The organism is Arthrobacter sp. 24S4-2 (genome assembly GCF_005280255.1).
Classification (GTDB): Bacteria; Actinomycetota; Actinomycetes; order Actinomycetales; family Micrococcaceae; genus Arthrobacter.
This window is the reverse complement of record NZ_CP040018.1, coordinates 3,245,891-3,267,604: the sequence shown is the minus strand read 5'-3', so window position 1 is coordinate 3,267,604 and position 21,714 is coordinate 3,245,891. Positions and strand designations below refer to the sequence as shown.

At 66.1% G+C, this 21,714-nt stretch carries 21 protein-coding genes; 14 read left to right on the top strand and 7 right to left on the bottom strand.

Features of this window, described 5'->3' with window-relative positions; genetic code table 11:
• Positions 1 to 55 precede the first annotated feature (55 nt).
• Together aspS and FCN77_RS15110 are read left to right on the top strand one after the other, a co-directional pair.
• Positions 56 to 1,861 (top strand): aspartate--tRNA ligase, encoded by a 1,806-nt coding sequence (gene aspS, locus FCN77_RS15115; RefSeq protein WP_137322926.1) that lies wholly within the window; start codon positions 56 to 58, stop codon positions 1,859 to 1,861.
• A gap of 114 nt (positions 1,862 to 1,975) precedes the next feature.
• Positions 1,976 to 2,749 carry a GNAT family N-acetyltransferase gene (locus FCN77_RS15110; protein WP_137324790.1) on the top strand — a complete coding sequence of 258 codons (774 nt, stop codon included), beginning with the start codon at positions 1,976 to 1,978 and terminating at the stop codon, positions 2,747 to 2,749.
• Here the strand turns inward: FCN77_RS15110 and FCN77_RS15105 are convergent.
• The 6 genes from FCN77_RS15105 to FCN77_RS15080 all read right to left on the bottom strand — a co-directional run bounded on the left by FCN77_RS15105 (position 2,746) and on the right by FCN77_RS15080 (position 8,189).
• The gene (locus FCN77_RS15105) at positions 2,746 to 2,949 is read right to left on the bottom strand and encodes a hypothetical protein (protein ID WP_137322925.1); all 204 of its coding nucleotides are present in this window, start codon (positions 2,947 to 2,949) and stop codon (positions 2,746 to 2,748) included. The genes FCN77_RS15110 and FCN77_RS15105 overlap by 4 nt on opposite strands.
• Before the next feature lie 29 nt (positions 2,950 to 2,978).
• Positions 2,979 to 4,322 (bottom strand): MFS transporter, encoded by a 1,344-nt coding sequence (locus FCN77_RS15100; protein ID WP_254679028.1) that lies wholly within the window; start codon positions 4,320 to 4,322, stop codon positions 2,979 to 2,981.
• A 78-nt stretch (positions 4,323 to 4,400) separates the two neighbouring features.
• On the bottom strand, positions 4,401 to 4,730 hold the full coding sequence (locus tag FCN77_RS15095) for a Dabb family protein (protein WP_137324789.1): 330 nt from the start codon (positions 4,728 to 4,730) through the stop codon (positions 4,401 to 4,403).
• 1 nt (position 4,731) lies between these two features.
• Complete coding sequence (locus FCN77_RS15090; RefSeq protein WP_137322923.1) at positions 4,732 to 6,420, bottom strand: FAD-dependent oxidoreductase; 1,689 nt, start codon at positions 6,418 to 6,420, stop codon at positions 4,732 to 4,734.
• A 102-nt stretch (positions 6,421 to 6,522) separates the two neighbouring features.
• Positions 6,523 to 7,284: an SDR family NAD(P)-dependent oxidoreductase gene (locus tag FCN77_RS15085; protein ID WP_137322922.1), complete on the bottom strand. Its 762-nt coding sequence runs from the start codon at positions 7,282 to 7,284 to the stop codon at positions 6,523 to 6,525.
• Positions 7,285 to 7,403: 119 nt separating this feature from the next.
• Complete coding sequence (locus FCN77_RS15080) at positions 7,404 to 8,189, bottom strand: IclR family transcriptional regulator (protein ID WP_137322921.1); 786 nt, start codon at positions 8,187 to 8,189, stop codon at positions 7,404 to 7,406.
• A 132-nt stretch (positions 8,190 to 8,321) separates the two neighbouring features.
• Here FCN77_RS15080 and FCN77_RS15075 point away from each other — a divergent pair, with 132 nt between their 5' ends.
• Entirely contained in the window at positions 8,322 to 9,884 is a 1,563-nt protein-coding gene (locus tag FCN77_RS15075) for an FAD-dependent oxidoreductase (protein ID WP_217496155.1), read from the top strand.
• 17 nt (positions 9,885 to 9,901) lie between these two features.
• Entirely contained in the window at positions 9,902 to 10,054 is a 153-nt protein-coding gene (locus tag FCN77_RS26390; RefSeq protein ID WP_217496154.1) for a hypothetical protein, read from the top strand.
• A 14-nt stretch (positions 10,055 to 10,068) separates the two neighbouring features.
• Here FCN77_RS26390 and FCN77_RS15070 read toward each other — a convergent pair whose 3' ends face one another.
• Positions 10,069 to 10,716 (bottom strand): acVLRF1 family peptidyl-tRNA hydrolase, encoded by a 648-nt coding sequence (locus FCN77_RS15070; RefSeq protein ID WP_137322920.1) that lies wholly within the window; start codon positions 10,714 to 10,716, stop codon positions 10,069 to 10,071.
• A 52-nt stretch (positions 10,717 to 10,768) separates the two neighbouring features.
• On the opposite strand from FCN77_RS15070, the gene FCN77_RS15065 reads away from it, so the two are divergent.
• The 10 genes from FCN77_RS15065 (at position 10,769) to aroC (ending at position 21,691) form a co-directional block, all read left to right on the top strand.
• Positions 10,769 to 12,196: a replication-associated recombination protein A gene (locus FCN77_RS15065; protein WP_137322919.1), complete on the top strand. Its 1,428-nt coding sequence runs from the start codon at positions 10,769 to 10,771 to the stop codon at positions 12,194 to 12,196.
• Positions 12,197 to 12,421: 225 nt separating this feature from the next.
• The gene (locus FCN77_RS15060) at positions 12,422 to 12,820 is read left to right on the top strand and encodes a cupin domain-containing protein (protein ID WP_137322918.1); all 399 of its coding nucleotides are present in this window, start codon (positions 12,422 to 12,424) and stop codon (positions 12,818 to 12,820) included.
• A 255-nt stretch (positions 12,821 to 13,075) separates the two neighbouring features.
• Positions 13,076 to 13,702, top strand: a complete 627-nt coding sequence (rpsD, locus tag FCN77_RS15055; RefSeq protein WP_137322917.1) for a 30S ribosomal protein S4 — start codon at positions 13,076 to 13,078, stop codon at positions 13,700 to 13,702.
• Positions 13,703 to 13,846: 144 nt separating this feature from the next.
• Entirely contained in the window at positions 13,847 to 14,221 is a 375-nt protein-coding gene (locus FCN77_RS15050; RefSeq protein WP_137322916.1) for a DUF948 domain-containing protein, read from the top strand.
• Positions 14,222 to 14,240: 19 nt separating this feature from the next.
• Positions 14,241 to 14,471 (top strand): DUF6167 family protein, encoded by a 231-nt coding sequence (locus tag FCN77_RS15045; RefSeq protein ID WP_254678574.1) that lies wholly within the window; start codon positions 14,241 to 14,243, stop codon positions 14,469 to 14,471.
• Positions 14,472 to 14,638: 167 nt separating this feature from the next.
• On the top strand, positions 14,639 to 17,317 hold the full coding sequence (gene alaS, locus FCN77_RS15040; protein ID WP_137322915.1) for an alanine--tRNA ligase: 2,679 nt from the start codon (positions 14,639 to 14,641) through the stop codon (positions 17,315 to 17,317).
• Positions 17,318 to 17,324: 7 nt separating this feature from the next.
• Positions 17,325 to 17,924 carry a Holliday junction resolvase RuvX gene (gene ruvX, locus FCN77_RS15035; protein WP_137322914.1) on the top strand — a complete coding sequence of 200 codons (600 nt, stop codon included), beginning with the start codon at positions 17,325 to 17,327 and terminating at the stop codon, positions 17,922 to 17,924.
• A gap of 166 nt (positions 17,925 to 18,090) precedes the next feature.
• Entirely contained in the window at positions 18,091 to 19,608 is a 1,518-nt protein-coding gene (gene mltG / locus FCN77_RS15030; protein ID WP_254678573.1) for an endolytic transglycosylase MltG, read from the top strand.
• On the top strand, positions 19,605 to 20,465 hold the full coding sequence (locus tag FCN77_RS15025) for a shikimate dehydrogenase (RefSeq protein ID WP_137322913.1): 861 nt from the start codon (positions 19,605 to 19,607) through the stop codon (positions 20,463 to 20,465). Before mltG ends, FCN77_RS15025 begins: the two co-directional genes overlap by 4 nt.
• A 26-nt stretch (positions 20,466 to 20,491) precedes the next feature.
• Positions 20,492 to 21,691, top strand: a complete 1,200-nt coding sequence (aroC, locus tag FCN77_RS15020) for a chorismate synthase (protein WP_137322912.1) — start codon at positions 20,492 to 20,494, stop codon at positions 21,689 to 21,691.
• Positions 21,692 to 21,714: the final 23 nt, after the last annotated feature.

Genomic DNA, 21,714 nt, shown 5'->3' with positions numbered 1-21,714 from the left:
TTCCCGTAACGGTCCCATTCAACATCATCTCTGTCTTCCTTCTGAAAGGTACGCTGTGCTGCGCACACATGACCTCGGATCCCTTCGCTCCGAGCACATTGGACAAACCGTAACCCTGGCCGGCTGGGTGGGCCGGCGTCGTGATCACGGTGGTGTGGCATTCGTTGACCTTCGCGATGCGTCCGGCGTCGCCCAGGTGGTAGTCCGCGAAGAAGAGGTCTTCCACGGGCTCCGCAACGAGTACGTGCTGCAGATCATCGGTACCGTTTCCCAGCGCCCGGAAGGCAACGAAAACCCTGCGCTGGCCACCGGCCAGATCGAGGTCATTGCCGAGAAGGTGACCATCCTCAACACCTCCGACCCGTTGCCGTTCCAGATCGACGAGCACGTTGAAGTGGGTGAGGAAGCGCGGCTCAAGCACCGTTACCTGGACCTCCGCCGACCGGGCCCCGCCCGCAACCTGCGCCTGCGCTCAGAAGCCAACCGCATCGCACGCGAACTGCTCCACAAGGATGGTTTCGTGGAAATCGAAACCCCCACCCTGACGCGTTCGACGCCCGAAGGCGCCCGCGACTTCGTGGTCCCCGCCCGCCTCGCGCCGGGTTCCTGGTACGCGCTGCCGCAGTCCCCGCAGCTTTTCAAGCAGCTGCTGCAGGTGGGTGGGTTCGAAAAGTACTACCAGATCGCCCGCTGCTACCGCGATGAGGACTTCCGCGCAGACCGCCAGCCGGAATTCACCCAGCTGGATATCGAAGCGAGCTTCGTGGAGCAGGATGACATCATTTCGCTCGGCGAAAGCATCGTCAAAGCCCTGTGGCAGCTGATCGACGTCGAAATCCCGACGCCTATCCAGCGCATCACCTATGCGGACGCGATGGCGCGATACGGCTCGGACAAGCCGGACCTGCGCTTCGGCGTAGAGCTGACAGAGCTGACTGACTTCTTCAAGGACACCAACTTCGGCGTCTTCAAGGCCCCGTACGTTGGCGCCGTGGTGATGCCCGGCGGCGCCTCCCAGCCGCGCCGCACCCTGGACGCCTGGCAGGAGTTCGCCAAGCAGCGCGGCCACAAGGGACTGGCGTACGTCCTGTACAAGGAAGACGGCGAGCTGGCCGGTCCCGTGGCCAAGAACCTCATTGACACTGAGCGTGCAGGGCTCGCCGACGCCGTCGGCGCCAAGCCCGGCGACTGCATCTTCTTCGCCGCTGGCGAGAAGGCTCCGGCCCGTGCGCTCCTCGGTGCCGCCCGTGTTGAAATCGGGCACCGCACCGGCCTCATCAACCCCGCCGACTGGGCGTTCTGCTGGGTTGTGGACGCCCCCATGTTCGAGCCAGCCGCCGCCGCAGTCGCCTCCGGTGACGTGGCCGTTGGTGCCGGCAAATGGACGGCCGTCCACCACGCCTTCACCTCGCCCAAGCCCGAGTTCATGGACTCGTTCGACCAGGACCCGGAATCGGCCCTGTCCTACGCCTACGACATCGTCTGCAACGGCAACGAAATCGGCGGCGGCTCCATCCGTATCCACGAGCGCGACGTGCAGGAACGCGTCTTCGAACTCATGGGCCTGGACAAGGCAGACGCCGAGACGAAGTTCGGCTTCCTCCTGGAGGGCTTCAAGTTCGGCGCCCCGCCGCACGGCGGCATCGCCTTCGGCTGGGACCGCGTTGTGGCACTGCTGGCCGGCGTGGAGTCCATCCGCGACGTCATCGCGTTCCCGAAGTCCGGCGGCGGCTACGACCCGCTGACCGCGGCTCCGGCGCCGATCACCGCGCAGCAGCGCAAGGAGGCGGGCGTGGACTTCAAGCCTGAGGCCAAGAAGCCGGCAACGCCAACGGCAGAAAACACTAAGAAGGACGACTGAGCCAACAGGCTTAACCAAAAGCAAGAGGCTTCCCGGGCAACCGGGGAGCCTCTTGCTGTTGACCAAGGATGGAGCAAAGTGGCCAACACCGACCTGCCAGACGTTGAAGCCGCAATGGAACTTGAAGCTGCGATGGATGCCGCCTGGCCCGCTCCCGACCGGGAGGAATCCGGCGGGTGGGTCCTTCGCGCCGCGGACGGCGTCACCCAGCGTGCCAACTCGATCTGGCCGCGCTCGGAACCGGATGAATCCCCGGCCCAGCGGCTGGCCCTGCTCCGGGATGCCCGGGCCTGGTACCGCAACCGCCGGCTCCCCGTGATCTTCCAGGTCTTCGACGATGCACGGAGTGCCGCGCTGAACGCTGTCCTCGATGAGGAAGGCTTCACCCGCCAGTCCGAGACCCTGATCCTCGTGCAAAGTGCCGGCGGGGATGCGCCGGCGCCTGACGCCGGCGTCGAACTCTCGGCACAGCCGACGGACGAGTGGCTGCGGCTTTGGTGGAGTGTGGACGGCCGCGGTGACGAGGAATCCCTCACCACTGCCCGCGGGATCCTCGAAGGCTGCCGGTCGCTGTACGCACTGGTGAGGGACGACGACGGCGTGCCCGCCGCCGTCGGACGCCTTGCTCTTCCTTCCGGCGCGTCAGGCGGCTTGGGCGGCGTGTACGGCATGGCCACCCGGCCTGATGCCCGGCGCCGCGGCTACGCAAACAAGGTGCTGCGGTCGCTGCTGGCGGCGGGGACGGCACAAGGCCTGTACGGCTACTGGCTCCTGGTGACAGCGGCCAATTCCGGTGCCCGGGACCTGTATGCCCGGGCCGGGTTCCGCGAAGCCGGCCGCTACTACTATCGGCAGGAACGGCCGAAGCGGCACCTGACCGGCTGCTAGGTGCCTTCCGACGCGTAGTGCAGGCCGATCCAGGGCGAGGCGGTGAGTTCGCCATCGCCGGCAGGGTGTGCGGGTGCAAGTGCCTGTCCGGCTATTGCTGTAACGGGCTGGGGCAGCGGCTGCCAGGCTTCTGCCAGCCCGGTGACGTGGACCGGCCAGTGGCTGGGGTACTTGTTGCGCCGGCTGGTACTTCGCCGCATGCTGGTTCTTCTCGAGCAATGGGTCGGACTCATGGGATCTGCACGCCTGGCTTCTGCGCGGCCTGCGGTTGCAGCTTTTGTTCTGTGGCCAGGTCCCGGCGGCGTGCGGTACCGGTCAGGTAAGGAGCCCCCAGTTCCCCGATCGGCGTCCTGAACGTCTCACGGGCGGAGAAGACCGAGACGGCTGCGATGAGCATGCACACCGTGCCGAAGACGGCCACGGGAACCCAGCCGCTGGTGCCGGGGGTCAGCAGCATGCCGGCGATCATCGGCGCGAAACCGGCGAGGACCAGTCCAAGCTGGTTGCCCAGGGCCATGCCCGTGTACCGGACCGGAGCGGCGAACTGCTCGGCGAAGAATGCGGGCCAGATGCCGTTGAAGCCCGAGTAGAGCACGGTCATGTTCAGGAATGCGGCCAGGAACACCAGGACGATGTTGCCGGTGGACAGCGCAAGGAAGTAAAGGAAGATGGTGGCTGAGCATCCGAGGGCGGCCGTGAGCAGCAGCGGCCGGCGGCCGATCCGGTCCGAAAGTTTTGCCGCCAGCGGCATGGCGAACATGGACAGGCCGATGGCGACGGCGTTGACGGTCAGGATGGAAGCCCGGTCGAAACCTGCGGTGGAGGTGGCATACGCCAGTCCGAAGACCGTGAAAATGGTCTGCATCACGGACATGATCGACATGCCCACGACGCGCAGCACGTCAGGGGCCTGGAAACGGAGCACTTCCTTGATGGGCATCGGAGCGACCTGGCGGCTCTCCTGGGCCTCCTCGAAGACCGGCGTCTCGTCCAGGTGCGTCCGGACCCAGTAGGCGATGGCCAGGACCACGATGGACAGCCAGAACGGGATCCGCCAGCCCCAGCTCATCATCGCTTCCGGTGGCAGCGCCGTGACCGGAATGAACGCGAGGGTGGCCAGCACCATTCCGGAGGCATAGCCCGTCATCACGAAGCTGGTGAAGAAGCCACGTTTGCCTTCGGGCGAATGCTCCAGCGTAAGGGTGGAGGCGCCGGCAGATTCCGCACCGGCGGAGAAGCCCTGTGCCAGCCGGCCGGCCACGAGGAGAACGGGCGCCCAGACGCCGAGCTGCTCATAGGTGGGCAGGAACCCGATGCCCAGTGATGCCAGGCCCATGATGCCAAGGGTCAGCAGCAGGATCTTCTTCCGTCCCAGTTTGTCGCCAAAATGGCCCATGACCATGCCGCCGATCGGCCGTGCCACGTAGGCGACGCCGAACGTGGCGAACGCTCCGATCAGCCCGATGGCGGGGTCCGCGGAGGGGAAGAACAGGTGCGGGAACACGAGCGCTGCTGCGGTTCCGTAGATGAAGAAGTCGTAGTACTCCAGCGTGCTGCCGAGAAAGGATGCCAGGGCGGCCTTGGCCGGCGTTTTCCGGGGGCCGGCTGGGTTGCGGGCTGGGTTGGGGATGCAGACTGCATGGAAATCTCCTTAAGACTTCGTTGTCTTAGTGGTGGCCGCAGAGGTGTCCCCGAGGTGGAAGTCCACCGACAGGATCTGCTGGCTGTTGGGGAACGAGTACGCCTTCAGCGGCTCGTGGAGCGGGTGCGTGTTGTAAACCGCGATGTCCTCGACCGTTTCGAAGTCGGCCACAATGGCGTAGTCGAAGGAGCGGTCCGAGTTGAGGACGTCCGCGCCGTGGCTGAGGCTGAGCATGCCGGGGATCTTGCCGCTCATGTTGTTGAGGCCGTTGATCCAGGCCTGCTTGTCGGCGGGCGGGAAGCCCGGCTTGAACTTGAAGAGCACTGTGTGGCGGATCATCTCAGGCACCCACCAGATCCACGGTTTGCCCAGCCTGTTCGGCAGCCTGTTCCGCAGAGCTGTACTCCGGTGACAGGCCGGCGAGGGTGCGTCCGGCGAGGTAGCCCATAGTCATGATCGGCCCAAGGGTGGCCCCGGCGCCGGGGTATCCCGCGGCATAGGCGTTTTCCGTGGTGTTGCCGGCGGCGAACAGGCCAGGAATGGGCCGGTTGTCGACGTCGAGCACCCGGGCCAGCCCGTCGGTTGCCACGCCGCCGTTGGTGCCGAAGGCGCCGTTGACTACCTCCAGGGCGTAGAACGGTCCGGACCGGAGCGGGCCGAGCGAAGGGTTCGGCCACGGGCTGCTGTCGTCGCCCCAGTACTTGTCGTAGGCGCTCTCGCCACGGCCGAAGTCGGGATCCTCGCCCTTGACCGCGTACTCATTGAAGCGCGCAACAGTTTCTTCCAGGTTTTCGGCCGGAACGCCGATCTTTGCGGCCAGTACCCCGAGGGTGGCTCCCTCGGCCAGGTAAGCCGGAGTGGGCTGGCCGGCGCGGTGCGCCAGGATGCCATAGCGCTCCAGATAGCCGTGGTCCACAATCACGTGGGCCGGCGTGTTAAGGGTGCGGTTCCCGGCGGAGTCCCAGGACTGCAGGCTCCGCGCGAGGTCGTTGTAGTTCTGCGACTCGTTGGCGAACCGTCGGCCGTGGCGGTTCACCATGATCGATCCAGGGCCCTGGCGTTCGAAGCGGAGCAGCGTGCCCACCGGCTGCCCGTCGCGGGTGTCTCCGGTGACGGACATCGGCGCCCACCAGGCCTCGCGGGTGCCGCGGGTCTGGCCGCCGATGCGCTGCGACATCCGGAGCCCGTCGCCTGTGTTCGAGGGCGGCGAGCACATGGTGTACAGCCGTGAAGCGAGCATGGAGTCGGCCAGTGCCTTGTCCCATTCGAAGCCGCCGGTGGCCAGCACCACGCCGGCATTTGCCCGGAAGGTTTCGCCGGACTCCAGTTCGACGCCGGTCACCCGGCCGCTGTCGGTGAGCAGCCGGTGCCCCCGTGCTCCGGTGACCAGCGCGGCACCGTCACGGACCAGGCTGGCCAGCAGCATGGACACAAGGGCCTGCCCCTTGGCCACGAGCCCGTCGTCCTGGCGGCCGGCCAGTTCCTCCCACGGGAACTTGGTGAAGGCGCCCCAGTTTTCGTATTCCTGCATGGTGAAGGGTGCCCGGCCGTCGCTGCGCACGTGTTTCCTGAGCCCGCCCAGTGCTTCCTTGCTGTTGAACAGCTCGGGCTCCACCGTGCGGCCGCCCTCCAGGGCGCCGGGGAGGTCCTGACGGTAGTCGGGGAAGTTGTCGAGGAAGATGAAGCGGACGCCGCATTCCTCTTCCACGAAGCGGAGCATCCGGTCGCCGTAATTCAATGCGGCGTCAAGCAGTTCCTCGCGGCCGCGTCCCCGGGCCACGGCACGCACGTACTCTGCTGCCGCTTCCTTGGAATCGGTAATGCCGGCCTTACGGGCGTGGTGGTTGTCCGCCACCCAGAGCATGCCGCCGGAGACGGCGGACGTGCCGCCCAGCAGTTCGCTCTTTTCGAGGACGACGACGGACTTGCCGGCCCGGGCGGCGGTGGCCGCCGCGGTGAGGGCGCCCGCGCCGGAACCGACGACGACGACGTCGTAGCTTTCCGAAGCGCTTCCGTAAACGAATTTCATGGTGGTGCCTTTCGGGGGGAAGAGTGTTTGCGCCGAATTTTTGCGGAGTATCTCTGGCGCGGCGTCCGCAGCGGCTGCGGCCGCCGGAGACGGCGGGCCGGGTCAGACGGCGGTGTAGCCGCCGTCGATCACGAGTTCGGAGCCCGTGGTGAAGCGCGATTCGTCGGAGGCCAGGTACAGCACGCCGTAAGCGATTTCATCCGGCTCGCCCTGCCGCGAAAGGGGGTTGGAACCGACGAGCTGCTTGTAGTACGCCTCGGCGCCGATGTCGGACTGCTCGGCGGAGCGTCGGCTCATCCGGGTATTCATGGACCCGGGGTGGATGGAGTTCACCCGGATGCCGTAGCTTCCGTAGGCTGCCGCGTCCGACTTGCTCAGCAACCGGACGGCGCCCTTGGTGGCGTGGTAGAGCGGCACATTCCTGCCGCCTGTGATGCCGTGGATGGAGGAGAAGTTGACGATGCTCCCGGCGCCCTTTTCGATCATGCCGGGAACCACGTGCTTGGTCATCAGCCAGACGCCCTTGACGTTGACGTTGAAGATCGTGTCGAAGTCCGTGACGGAGGCGTTGTGGGAAGCACCGGCGGGGCCGATGATTCCGGCGGCGTTGACCAGGATGTCCGGCGTGCCCAGTTCGTCGCGGACCCGGCGGATGGTGTCGGCGACGCTGGCCTCGCTGGTGACGTCGACGTCGTACTCGCGAATGTTGGCGTGGGCCGCGGCGGCCGGGGCGGCGGCAACGTCCAGGCTGGCAACAACTGCGCCGTGTTCAGCCAGTAGGGCAGCGGTGGCGCTGCCCAAGTCGCCGCGGCCGCCGGTGACGACGGCGGTCTTTCCGGCCACTCGGTTCAGGGTGGGATTCATGTGGTGCTCCTCGTGCTCCTGCAGCCTCTTCGCTGCGTCCTAGCCAGAGTGGCAGGGGAGTTGCGACAGGAACCACACGATTGCCGATGAACGGCAAAACCGAAATTCAGTGGCTCTGTTCAGTGACTCTGCCTAAGAGTGCCCTTCAGTTCGCTCCGCCAGCCCAGGGCCCTCGAAATGCCCCGTGCAGCTGCCATCAGCACGGGCACCCGGGCCGGCGCGTTCTCCTCGTTCCTTGGCACCACCACGCTCAGCGCGGCGCGGACGGTGTTGTCGGGCCCGAAGACGGGGACGGCGATGCCGCTCGATTCCGGCACGATCACGCCCGGCATGGCAGCGAAGCCCCGCTGCCTGATCTCCGCCAGGTGGCGCCGAAGTACGGCGGGATCGGTCAGGGTGGTTTCGGTGAACTTCGTCAGGGGCCGGGCCAGGAAGCTGTCCTGGTAGGCGGCGGGGGAGTGGGCCAGCAGGACCAGGCCCGAGGACGTTGCGTGAACGGGCAGCCTGCCGGCGATCTTGGTGATGTCCACGATGGTCTTGTCGGAGCCCAGCCGCTCGATGTAGAGGACCTCGTCCGAATCCAGGATGCCCAGGGTGGTGGAGTGCTGCACCACGGCCTGGACGTCCTCCATGAACGGAAGGGCAGCCTCCCGCAGCCCCAGCATCTTGGATCCGCGGGAAACCAATTCCCACATCCGCGTGCCGATGTGGATTTCACCGCCGGGTTCGCGTTCGAGGAGCCGTTCGAGCAGCAGATCGTTGACCAGCCGGTAGGTCGTGGTCACCGGCAGCCCGCTCCGGCGCCCAAGTTCTGCGACGGTCATAGACGTGTGGCGGTCGTCAAACGCGCTCACGATCTTCACGAAGCGGCCGATGATCGACTCGCCGGATGCGGAATTGGCCACGCTTCCTCCTCAGGATTCCCGCTCAATGGTAATCCTCCTCCCGGGCATCGGTGACGCCGGGTCTACTGGGGGTTTAGCCTTCCACCCGGCTGCCGCGAGGATGCGGACAGCCGACTGAACGGAGCAAGAATTATGAACACGACTGTCTGTGATGTCCTCGTCATCGGCTCGGGCGTGGCCGGGATGGCCGCAGCGCTGAAAGCCGCTTCGGAGGGACTGACCGTGATTGTTGCGGAGAAGGAACAGTACTTCGGCGGGACCACCGCCATTTCCGCCGGCTGGGCGTGGGTCCCCGGCAACAAGCAGGGCGTGGCGCAGGGCGATACCCGGGAGGAAGCCGAGACGTACCTGAAACACCTGGCGCCGGAGACGTTCAACGAAGCAGGTGTCAGGGACTTCCTGGACACCGTGCCTGAGGCAATCTCCTTTTTCGAGAACGAAACCGACGTCAGGTTCACGTACCCGGAAAAATCCCCGGACTACCAGATGGACCTGCCGGGAGCGAAGCTGTCCGGCCGTGCCATCCTGCCGCAGGATGTTGACGCACGGGTCCTCGGGGACAAGCGGCTCCTGATGCAGCCGTACATGAGCTCCTACACGGTCTTCGGCTACATGCCCCAGGTGGGACCCGACATCAACGAGTTCTTCCACGTGAACCAGTCGATCAGCTCGTTCGTCTATGTGGCGAGGAAACTCCTGCGAACGTGGGCGGACGCCGCCCGTTACAAGCGGCCCGTCCTGCGCTCCAACGGCAACGCCCTGATGACGCGCATGGTCAAGAGCGCCGATGACTTGGGCGTGCGCCTGTGGAATTCTTCGCCGGCCCTTTCGCTAACCCGCGACGACGACGGAACCATCACCGGCGCCGTGATAGGCGGCGAGCACGCCGCCACAGTGACGGCACGCCTTGGCGTCATCCTCGCCGCCGGCGGCTTTTCCGGCAATAAGGAACTGCGGCGGCAGTATTTCCCGCACGACGCCGACGGCGACGACCACTTCACGCCGACCGTGGGCCACGGCGGGGACGCCGCCACCTTGGCGATGAGTGCCGGCGGGCACATCGACGATTCCGTGTTCAGCGTGGGTTCCTGGGCGCCGGTGACCGTGTTCAAGTACCTCAACGGCCAGCAGCGGCTCTTTCCGCATTTGCGGGCGATCGGCCTGCCCGGCCTGGTCGCCGTCGACCGTCACGGCAAGCGCTTCGGAAACGAGGCGTTGAGCTACCACGACTTCGGCGGCGCGATGATCGGCCACAACAGGGATGAGGACAAGACGTTCGGGTATGTGATCGGCGACGCGAAGACGATGCACAAATACGGCATCGGCTACGCCAAGCCCTGGCCGATGCCCCGCGGCTATTTCTACAGGACCGGGTACCTGGTCAAAGCGGACACCCTGGCGGAACTGGCCGGAAAGCTCGGCATCGACCCCGCGGGCCTCACGGCGACCGTGGCTGAGTTCAACCCGGCAGCGGAGCGTGGTGAGGATCCGGCGTTTGGCCGCGGCTCCACCCTGTACAACCACTTCCGGGGCGACCTCGAGCACAAGCCGAATCCGAACCTCGCCCCGGTCGGCAAGGGCCCGTATTACGCCGCGAAGATCCAGATGGGCGACCTGGGCACCTTCGCCGGAGTCGGCGTCAACGAACGCTCCGAAGTCGTGACCGCCGGGGGACGGCCATCCCTGGCCTGCTAGCCGTTGGCGCGGCTGCCGTGAGCGTATTCGGAGGCGGCTACCCGGGCTACGGCTCGCACATCGGGCCGGCCCTCGTGTTCGGCTACCGTGCGGGCCGCGACATCGCCAGGCTCGCGGCTGGCCGGGGTGTGGACCGCGCCGCCGCCGTCGCCCTCGTGCCGGAGGAGTAGCGCCACAGTCAGGGCTAAACCGGCGGGTCGGTCACCAGGATGCGCACGGAACACAGGTCCGCGGCCGCCCGCTTCAGCACCGTGGCGCGCGGATCGGGAACGTCCAGGAACGGCAGCCGGGTCAGTCCCGCGTAGCGTTTCAGGACAGGTTCGGCGAGGACCTGCTCGGCCAGGGTGCGGTCACCTCCCGGTGCCAGGTACTCGATCCGGTGCCCGGCGAAGATCCGGCCAGCGTGCCCGGCCACCGCCTCCACCAGGGCATCCGCCTGGTTGGCGCGCCTCCGGGCGAAGCGCTGCTGGGACCAGCCGCCGGCCGCGGTCCTGGACTGGACGTGGCGGGTGCCTGTCTTCGATGCCAACGCGGCACCGTCACGGACCACCGCCACGGAGTAGCCGCCGCGACGGACAAGGACCAGCCCCAGCGTCCGGGACTGCGCAGCCAGCGACGCCAGCCGTGCTACCGCATTGGTCCCTGTCCCGGGCCGGCCGTCCGCCGGCCACGGCGGCTGCAGCAGCGCCACGGCGCCGTCATCCGCGGACAGCTGCAGGCCGCCGTCGAGCTCTTCCTCTGCGAGGGTGCCGTGGCTTGCGGCGAAGCGCTCCACCCAGCCTGGCAGCCGCCCCCCGGGGACGAACGCGACTCGGGACTCTGGGGTGGGCATCGCTGGGGTCTCCGTTGTCAGTGCCGTCATGAACTAGAAGTAGCCTATCTATGTGGATGATCTCTTTGGCCAAGGGCCGGATAACGACGACGACGGCGGCGGGACAGCGGCGCCGTCCGGATCGGCGGTTTCCGGGCCGGCTGCCGGCCGGACGCAGCCCCGCAGCCCCCTGGCTGTCCGGATGAGGCCCCGGACCCTGGACGACGTCGTCGGCCAGCAGCACCTGCTGGGGCAGGGATCCCCGCTGCGGCAGCTGGCCGCCGGTGCGGGCGCTGACTCCGCCGGACCGGCCGGGCCGACGTCACTGATCCTGTGGGGACCTCCGGGAACCGGCAAGACCACCTTGGCCCACGTCATTGCAAAGGGTCCGGGCCGGAAATTCGTGGAACTCTCCGCGATCACCGCCGGCGTCAAGGACGTGCGGCGAGTCATGGACGAAGCCCTCACGGCACGGGACCTCTACAAGACCGCCACGGTCCTTTTCCTCGACGAGATCCACCGGTTCAACAAGGCCCAGCAGGATGCCCTTCTGCCCGGCGTCGAAAACCGCTGGGTGGTCCTCGTGGCCGCAACCACGGAGAATCCGTCCTTCTCTGTAGTCTCCCCGCTGCTGTCGCGGTCGCTCCTGCTGACGCTTCGCCCCCTGACGGACGCGGACGTGGAGGGCCTGATCCTGCGGGCCGTGTCGGATGCCCGCGGACTGAACGGGCAGGTGGAACTCAGTGAGGAAGCCCTGGCCCATCTGGTCAGGCTTTCCGGCGGCGATGCACGCCGCGCGCTGACGGCGCTGGAGGCAGCGGCGGGTGTGGCTTTCGGCGATGCCGACGACGCCGACGAGGGCCCTGTCTCGGTGGAACTGCGGCACACCGAACGGGCCCTGGATGTTGCAGCGGTCAGGTACGACCGCGCCGGGGACCAGCACTATGACGTTGCCAGCGCTTTCATCAAATCCATCCGCGGCTCCGACGTCGATGCCGCGCTGCATTACCTGGCCCGCATGCTGGAAGCCGGGGAAGACCCCCGGTTCATCGCCCGGCGCATCGTGATCTCGGCCGCGGAGGATGTTGGCATGGCCGACCCCACGGCGCTGCAGACTGCCGTCGCCGCAGCCCAGGCCGTGCAGCTGATCGGCATGCCCGAAGGGCGGATCGTACTGGCTGAGGCAGTGGTCCATCTGGCAACGGCCCCCAAGTCCAACGCCGCGTACATGGGCATCAACAAAGCCACTGCCGACGTCCGTGCCGGCCTGGGCAACGGAATCCCGGCCCACCTGCGGGACGCGCACTACCCGGGTTCCAAACAACTGGGCCACGGACAGGGCTACAAGTACGCGCACGACGCCCCGCATGCCGTTGCAACCCAGCAATACCCTCCGGATGACCTCGTGGACCGGGACTACTACGAGCCCACCGCCAACGGCGCAGAACGCGAGATTTCCACCCGGCTGGAGCGGCTCCGGAAGATCATCCGGGGCGGCTGACCGGGGCCGCCGGAACGGACTGGGGACCATTGCCCGTTGACTTCCGGCCGGGGAGGGCTAACGTGGAATTACGTCAGCACAGATCTGTTGAACGTGCGCGTGCCATGAGGGGACATCAGCACAAATGTCGGTCGTTCGTATACTTAGGCCTCAGGTCGGCGGCCGTCACTTCATAAGCCTGGCATCACCCTCATGCGCCCTTTCCCAGTTCCCAGGTCGTGTCTCATGTCCGTAAATTTCGTCACAGCAGTGGCTGTCAAGTCCTTTGACGTCCCCGACAAGAAGCATTGCCCGGACAAGGCCGAGTTCGATCTTGTCACTGTCAACGACTACTCGGTGGCACGTCTTATCCTCAACCCGGGCTGGCGGTGGTCCGAGAGCAGCAAGCCCTTCGAGAAGACGGACTTCTGCCTGCACAACCATCTCGGATTCTGTGTTTCCGGCGTCTTGGAAGTGGAAACCGCCGACGGCGTGCGGTCCACTATCCGTGCCAACGACACCTACACGCTTCCCCCGGGCCACGATGAGTGGGTAGTGGGAACCGAGCCGTTCGTGGCAGTGGAGTTCCTGGGGGCCGCGTCCTTCGGGCGGCGGTCCGGCCGGGGCATGCACGCGAGGACCTGACTGAAGAAAGATCTGACTGCGCACGGATCCGAATACGCAGGGTTCTGGCTGCGGCCGCTCGGAGACGCAGGCCGCGTCGTGGTAGGATAGTTCGTTGTCTGGCAAGGCACGGACGCACAATCCACCAAATTTCAGCATTGCATGCTGTTGTGATGGGTTTGCCCTGTGCCCAGTAGCAAAAGGCAGCGGTTGGCCGATGCTCTCCATCGTGGAGGCCAGTAACACTGACACACCGCAGATATTGGAAGGACACAAGTGGCTAACAACACTCGTGCTCGCCGTACCGCACGCCTTTCGCGTGCACTCGGCATTGCTCTGACCCCCAAGGCCGCCAAGTACATGGAGCGCCGCCCGTACGGCCCCGGTGAGCATGGCCGTGCCCGCAAGAAGCAGGACTCCGACTACGCCGTACGTCTGCGCGAAAAGCAGCGTCTGCGCGCCCAGTACGGCATCCGCGAAGCCCAGATGACCCGTGCCTTCGAAGAAGCACGCCGCACCAAGGGCCTGACCGGTGAAAACCTGATCGAACTGCTCGAAATGCGTCTCGACGCCCTCGTGCTGCGTGCAGGCTTCGCCCGCACCATCGCCCAGGCCCGCCAGCTGGTTGTGCACCGCCACATCCTGGTTGACGGCATCCGCGTTGACCGCCCGTCCTTCCGCGTCGGCGAGGGCCAGCTGGTCCACGTTCACAGCCGCAGCGAGACCATGCCTCCGTTCCAGGTTGCAGCAGCCGGCGCACACCGCGACGTCCTGCCGATCGTTCCGGCCTACCTGGACGTCAAGCTCGACGCCCTGCAGGCACGCCTGGTTCGTCGCCCGAAGCGCTCCGAGGTCCCCGTGACCTGCGAAGAGCAGCTCGTCGTCGAATTCTACGCACGCTAAATAAAAGCAGCGTCTACAAGGAAGCCCGTGGCAAGCGCCGCGGGCTTCTTTGTATGTAAGGTACTTGGGGGAGTTCCGCAGTAGCGGCCATGATGCTGCTGCGGAACCGCAGCAGTCCACGGAATCACAAGGAGATGAACGTCTATGTCTGGTGGCGATATTGCCGGCCTGATCGCGGCAGGGGTGTTTGCACTCCTTGTGCTGCTTCTGGCCGTGCCGATCCTGAAACTTGGACGGGTTTTCGACGAAGTCCGGACGTCCATCCGCTCCATAAGCGACGGCGCCACGCCCCTGATGGACGAAGTCACGGCCACGGTCTCCACCACCAACCAGCAGCTGAAGAAGGTTGACGGCATCTCGTCAAACGTTTCCGACGCCTCAGCCAACATCTCGGCGCTGTCATCCCTCGTGGCCGCAACCGTGGGATCGCCGCTCATCAAGGTGGCGGCTTTCAGCTACGGTGTGCGCACGGCCCTGTCAGCACGCAAGAAACCCGTCACCGGCCGTCGCAGCCGCTAAGCCACACGGAGAAGACACCATGAAAAGAATTCTCTGGATGGGAATCGGCGTTGCCATCGGCGTTATCGCCTTCCGCAAAATCACCGAGGCCCAGTCGACCCTGGGTCCCGAAGGCCTGAACCGTGCCGTGGGGCGCCTCGCGGACGGGATCTACGACTTCGCGGACGCCGTGCGGGACGGCATGCAGGAACGCGAAACCGAGCTGCGGGCAGCCCTGGGCATTGACAGCCAGGATGTCGCACGTCGCTGACCGGCGCGACCCACACCCCGGTGCCCGGATGGAATTTGCACCATCCGGCGTGGGGGAGAATTAAAGAGGCACTTCCCGTAGACGCCGGGGCGGCCACGCGTTGAAGTGCGTGAATTACACGCACCCGTACTACACGCAGTAAACCAAGAAGGGTAAGTAACCAGGTTATGAAGTCGCAGGAGATCACCAAGCGCTGGATCGACTTTTTTGTCAGCAAGGGGCACACGGCGGTGCCGTCCGCATCCCTGGTCTCCAGCGACCCCTCCCTGCTGTTCACGGTGGCCGGCATGGTCCCGTTCATTCCGTACCTGACGGCCCGCGAAGAGGCCCCCTACAACCGGGCCACCAGCGTGCAGAAGTGCATCCGCACCGGTGACATCGAGGAAGTGGGCAAGACAGCCCGCCACGGCACCTTCTTCCAGATGTGCGGCAACTTCTCCTTCGGCGACTACTTCAAGGAAGACGCCATCAAGTTCGCCTGGGAACTGCTCACCAGCGGGGTTGACGACGGCGGCTACGGGCTGCCGCCCGAAAAGCTCTGGGTCACCGTCTATGAAGAGGACGACGAGGCCGAGCAGCTCTGGCTCAAGAACACCGGCATGCCCGCCGATCGGATCCAGCGCATGGGCAAGGCGGACAACTACTGGTCCACCGGCCAGCCCGGCCCGGCCGGCCCCTGTTCCGAGATCTACTACGACCGCGGCCCGTCATACGGCGTCGAGGGTGGCCCCATCGCCGACGAGAACCGCTACGTCGAAATCTGGAACCTGGTGTTCATGCAGTACCAGATCGACAACGTCCGCTCCAAGGTGGACTTCGACATCACCGGCGAACTGCCGAAGAAGAACATCGATACCGGCCTCGGCATGGAGCGCCTCGCGATGATCCTGCAGGACGTCGAGAACATGTACGAGACCGACCAGGTCCGCCCCGTGATCGACAAGGCCGCGGCTCTGTCCGGCCGCGAGTACACCTCGGCGGAGTCCGCCGACGATCCGCACCACACCGACGACGTCCGGATGCGCGTCGTGGCCGACCACATCCGATCGGCGCTGATGCTGATCGCCGACGGCGTGACCCCCTCCAACGAAGGCCGCGGCTACGTGCTGCGCCGCCTGATCCGCCGCGCGGTGCGCTCCATGCGCCTGCTCGGCGTCGAAAAGGCCTGCCTGCCGGACCTGCTGCCGGCATCCCGTGACGCGATGAAGGGTGTCTACCCGGTGGTGGAGACCGACTTTGACCGCATCAGCCGCATCGCCTACGCCGAAGAGAAGGCGTTCCTGCGGACCATCGCCTCCGGCACCGCCCGGCTTGAGGACGCCGTCAAGGATTCCAAAGCCGCCGGCCAGCCGCTGTCCGGCGCCGACGCCTTCGCGCTGCACGACACCTATGGCTTCCCGATCGACTTGACGCTGGAAATGGCGGAGGAAGCCGGCCTCAAGGTTGACGAGCCCGAATTCCGGAAACTCATGCTGGAACAGCGCCAGCGCGCGCAGGCCGATGCCAAGGGCAAGAAGGGTTCGCACGCGGACCTGAGCGCCTTCCAGGAACTGCTGGCCGACGGCGAGACCGTCTTCACCGGCTACACGGAGCTGGCCGGCGAGTCCAAGGTCCGGGGCATCCTGTCCGGCGGCCGCAGGGTCTCCCAGGCCTCCACCGGCGAGGAAATTGAGCTGGTCCTCGCCGAAACCCCGTTCTACGCCGAAGCCGGCGGCCAGGCGGCCGACACGGGCCTTATCACGGGCGACGGCTTCGTCGTCGAGGTCCTGGACGTCCAGCGGCCCGTCAAGGGCCTCAGCGTGCACAAGGCGATTGTCCGCGAAGGTGAAATCGGTGCTGACTCGCTCGTACAGGCAGCCGTGGACCGCGAGCGGCGCCACTCCGCAGAGCAGGCCCACACGGGCACGCACATTGTCCATGCCGCCCTGCACCAGATCCTGGGGCCGGAGGCCCTGCAGCGCGGCTCGTACAACAAGGCGGGCTACCTGCGCTTCGACTTCGCCTGGGGTGAAGGCCTCAGCGCCGCAACGCGCTCGGAGATCGAGGAAGTTTCGAACCTCGCCATCCGGAACAACTTCCAGGTGGACACCAAGGTCATGGCCCTCGCCGAAGCCAAGGCGCTTGGCGCCATGGCACTGTTCGGGGAGAACTACGGCAACGAGGTCCGCGTCGTGGAGATCGACGGCGCGTGGTCCCGGGAGCTTTGTGGCGGCACGCACGTGGCCAACACCTCGCTGATCGGCAGCCTGTCCCTGCTTGGCGACCAGTCCGTTGGTTCGGGAAACCGCCGTGTGGAAGCCTTCGTGGGCATGGAGGCGTTCCGGCACCTGGCTGCCGAGCGTGCACTGGTAACGGAGCTCACCGAAATGCTGAAGGTGCCGTCCGGCCTGCTCGCAGACCGGATCGCAACGACGCTCACCAAGCTCAAGACGGTCGAGAAGGAACTCGAGAGGCTCCGCAAGGAGCAGCTGACTGCTGCTGCGGCGCAGCTGGTCGGCACCGCGAAGGATGCCGCCGGCGTCAAGGTTATTGCGCACGACGCCGGGCAGGTCAGCGGCGCTGACGACCTCCGCGGACTCGCCCTTGACCTGCGGAACCGGCTCGGCTCCGAGGCATCCGCCGTTGCGGTTGCCGGTGTCAGCAATGACCGGCCGGTAATCCTGGTGGCCACCAACGAGGCGGCCCGCCAAGCGGGCGTCAAAGCCGGTGCCCTTGTCCGCCTGGCGGCCGGGATCCTCGGCGGCGGTGGAGGCGGCAAGGACGACGTAGCCCAAGGCGGCGGCACCGACGCAACGAAGGTGCCGGCAGCGCTGACCGCCGTCGTGGACGCCATCGCAAGGCGATAACCGAACCGTGAATCAAACTGCTGCATCCGACGTCTACCCCCAGGGAGTCAAACTGGGGGTGGACGTGGGCACCGTGCGCGTCGGCGTCGCGGTCTGTGACCGCGACGGCATCCTGGCCACGCCGTTGAAAACCCTTGAGCGCAACGCCAAGAAGAACACGGATGTCCGTGTGCTGGCCGCCCTCGCCGACGAACTGGACGCTGTCCAGATCTTTGTCGGCCTGCCGAGGACCCTTAAGGGCGAAGAGCACGCCTCAGCGCGCATGGCCACGGACTACGCACAACTGCTTGCGGATGCCCTTGCGGGCCGCGGCTCGGCCATTCCGGTGCAACTGATCGACGAGCGGCTGAGCACCGTGACAGCCCACCGCAACCTTCACGAAGCTGGCATGAGCAGCCGGAATCACCGTAAGGTAGTGGATCAGGTTGCCGCCGCAGGAATACTGCAGCACGCAATCGACATGCAAAAAGCCAGGGGAACGGATGTAGGACGCCGCGTGTTCGCGGTTTCCCAGCCGCGGCTTTCCGTGGACGCCGCCGCGCCAGACGCTGGGCAGGCAGTCTCCGGAACCAACGTGCAATCTTCAGACGATGGAAGGCTACAGTGAGCCCGGTCAACAGCGGCGAGTCCTCAGGTGACGCATTCAGTGACTCCGGACGACAGCTGACGCGCAAGGAAATTCGTGCCAGGGAAAAGTTCCTGGCCACCGAAGGACATGACGTCGTCCCACCGCAGGCATTCGAAACCGGCCACTCGCCGCAGGTTCCCCCAGCATGCCCGCGGCTGAGCCCGAAGTTGCGCCCGCTACGCCGCGCGTTCCGCCAGCGGCGTACGAGGCCGCCCCCAGCATGCCTGCCGAACCACCCACCGTCCAGCAGCAGGAAGTGCCGCTGCACCACGAGGAACCCGTACAGCGCGAAGAACCCGTACAGCCCGAAGAACCCGTACAGCATGAAGAACCCGTACACCACGAAGAACCCGTGCACCACGACGAGCCGGCGCTCGTCGATTCCCACGCCTACGATCCGCATGCTGAGCTGCACGGGGAAGCCGTGCACCACGAATTCGCGGGGCACCACGATTTCGCGGAACACCATGAGGACGAGGCCCACCATGTCTACGATGACGCCGACGTCTACGCACCTGGTGAGCATCCCGAGCAGCACTTTGACGATCCCGGGCATCCGCTGATGGCTAACAGCTCATCCGTGGCGGTGGTCCCGGCCAAGTCAAAGAAGGTGCGCCGCCGCCGGCGTTGGCTGGCGCTCCTGCTGACGCTGGCTGTGTTCGTCACCGCGCTGGTGGTGGGTGCGCAGTTCCTGAAGCCGCTGCTGGGCGGGGATACCGTTGCCGACTATCCCGGACCAGGCACCGGACAAGTGAACATCTCGGTGGTGCCCGGTGAAGGCACCCGGTCTGTGGCCACCAAGCTCGCGGACCAGAAAGTCATTGCCAACCCGGACACCTTCCTGCACGAGCTCACCGCTTCCGGCGGCACCATTGCGCCGGGAGACTTCCAGTTCCGCCAGGAAATGAAGAACTCCGACGCCGTGAACATCCTGCTCGGGAAGGAACAGGGCAAGGTCATGTATTTTGCCCTGAGTGCGGGGCTGCGGATCGGCGACTCGCTGCAGTCCATATCCCAGGGATCCGGCGTCCCGATCGCTGAACTCAAGACGCTCAGCGACTCCCCGGCGCAGTTCGGGCTCCCTGCGAAGGCCAAGAACCTTGAAGGCTATCTGGCTCCGGGCGAGCACAGGTTCCCCGTCGGGACTCCGGCGAAGGAGATCCTCCAGAACCTGGTCAACGCCACTGTGGACGAACTGAAGGCACAGGGCGTCACGGATCCGGCCAAGCAGTACGACGTTGTCACGGTTGCCAGCATTGTCCAGGCCGAAGGCGGCCAGGCCGAGTACGGCGATGTTGCCGGTGCCATCTACAACCGGCTGAAGCCGAACAACACCGAGACCGCCGGACTGATCCAGTCCGATGCCACGGTGACCTACGGGCTGGGAATCAAGAGCTTCCACATTGATGAGGATCAAAAGGCGGACAAGTCCAACCCGTACAACACCTATGCCAACCCCGGGCTCCCGGTGGGACCCATCGGATCGCCCGGTAAGAATGCGATCGACGCCGCCGCGAAGCCCAAGGCCAACGACTACATGTACTGGGTGACCATTAACCTGGACACCAAGGAGACCAAGTTCTCCAAGACCCTGGCAGAGCACAACGTCTACGTGGAGCAGTACAGCGCCTGGTGCGCCGCCAACGCGGGACGATGCACGTGACGTTCAAGGCTGCTGTTCTTGGGCATCCGATCAGCCATTCAAAGTCTCCGGCGCTCCACCGGGCTGCTTACGCCCGGTTGGGCGTGGAGATCGGTTATTCCGCCATCGATGTGACTGTTCCCGAGCTGCCGGCGTTCATGGAGGCCGTCCGTGCCGAGCCCGGCTGGCGTGGGCTCTCCGTCACCATGCCGCTCAAGACCGCGATGGTTGCCGAAGTGGACGAGGTCCGCGGTGTGGCCGGGATTCTGGGAGTGGTCAATACGGTGGTGTTCGAATCCAACGGGACGTCGACGCGCCGGATCGGCTACAACACCGACGTCGCGGGCATCGTTAACGCAGTGCAGCATGCCGGCGTCGTATCCGCGCCGTCCGCGGTGATCCTCGGCGGTGGCGGAACCGCCGCTGCCGCGATCGCGGCCCTCAAGGACCTGGGCGCACCGTCGGCGGACGTCTACGTCCGCGATACCGGACGGGCCGCCGAAGCGCGGGCGGCTGCCGAGGGCGTTGGCCTCCCGATCAGAGTCCTCCCGCTGTCAGGCGCAGCCACCGCAATGGCGGCCGCCGACGTCGTAATTTCCACCCTCCCGCCCCGCGGGGCCGATGGCCTCGCGGACGAGCTTGCCGGCCTTCATGCCGCGACTCCCGGGGTTTTGCTGGACGTAGCCTACGAGCCCTGGCCCAGCCGGGTTGCCTCCGTCTGGCAGGGCGGAGGAGGCGCCGTGGTGCCCGGCCTGGAAATGCTGCTGTACCAGGCAGTGGAGCAAGTCCGGTTTTTCAGCGGCCTTGGCGGCGACGTCACGGCCGATGTCATAGATGTGATGTGTGACGCAGTCGGGGCTCCTCGACGAGTGTTCTAACCGCCCTACGTGGCAGGATGGATTGTATGTTGCGTTGGTTGACTGCCGGTGAATCCCATGGTCCGGCACTGGTCGGAATAATTGAAGGCGTGCCTGCCGGTGTTGAACTCACCAGCAGCCAGATCGCCGATGCCCTTGCCCGTCGGCGCCTCGGTTACGGCCGCGGTGCCCGGATGAAGTTCGAACAGGACGTTGTGACTGTCCTCGGCGGCGTCCGCCACGGCATCACCCAGGGCGGCCCGGTGGCCATCCAGGTGGGCAACACCGAATGGCCCAAGTGGGAGCAGATCATGGCCACGGATCCGGTGGACCCGGACATCCTCGCTGACCAGGCCCGCAACGCACCCCTGACTCGACCGCGCCCCGGCCATGCCGACTTCACCGGCATGCAGAAATACGGCTTTGACGAGGCCCGTCCGGTGCTGGAACGGGCCAGCGCCCGCGAAACCGCCACCCGCGTTGCCCTGGGGACCGTGGCGTCGCAGTTCCTCAAGCAGCTTGGCATTGAGCTGGTGAGCCACACCGTGTCGATCGCCAGCGTGGCGGTCCCGGAGGGACGGCCGCTGCCGGTCCCGGCCAACGTGATTGCCCTCGACGCCGATCCGCTCCGCTGCTTTGACCGCGAAACCTCGGACGCCATGGTGGCCGAGGTGGACGCCGCCCACAAGGAAGGCGAAACCCTCGGCGGTGTTGTGGAGGTCCTGGCATACGGGCTGCCGCCCGGACTCGGAAGCTACGTCCACTGGGACCGCCGCCTCGACTCCCGCCTTGCCGCTGCCCTGATGGGCATCCAGGCCATCAAGGGTGTCGAGGTCGGTGACGGCTTCCTGACGGCTGCCCGCCGCGGCTCCGCTGCCCACGACGAAATCGTCAAGGACTCGGACGGACGGATCATCCGCACCAGCAACCGTGCCGGCGGCATCGAGGGCGGCATGAGCATCGGCGACGTCCTGCGCGTCCGTGCGGCCATGAAGCCCATTGCCACCGTGCCCCGGGCCCTGAAGACCATCGACGTCAGCACCGGCGAGCCGGCCAAGGCCCACCACCAGCGCTCGGATGTCTGCGCCGTTCCGGCCGCGGGCGTCGTGGCGGAGGCCATGGTGGCGCTGGTTCTCGCAGAAGCGGTCGCAGAGAAGTTCGGCGGCGACTCCGTGGCGGAGACGGCACGCAACATCAAGGGCTATCTGGACAACATTCCGGCGTCCCTGGACTCGATCGGCCAGTAGTGCCAGCCAGCAGGAACGGCGCA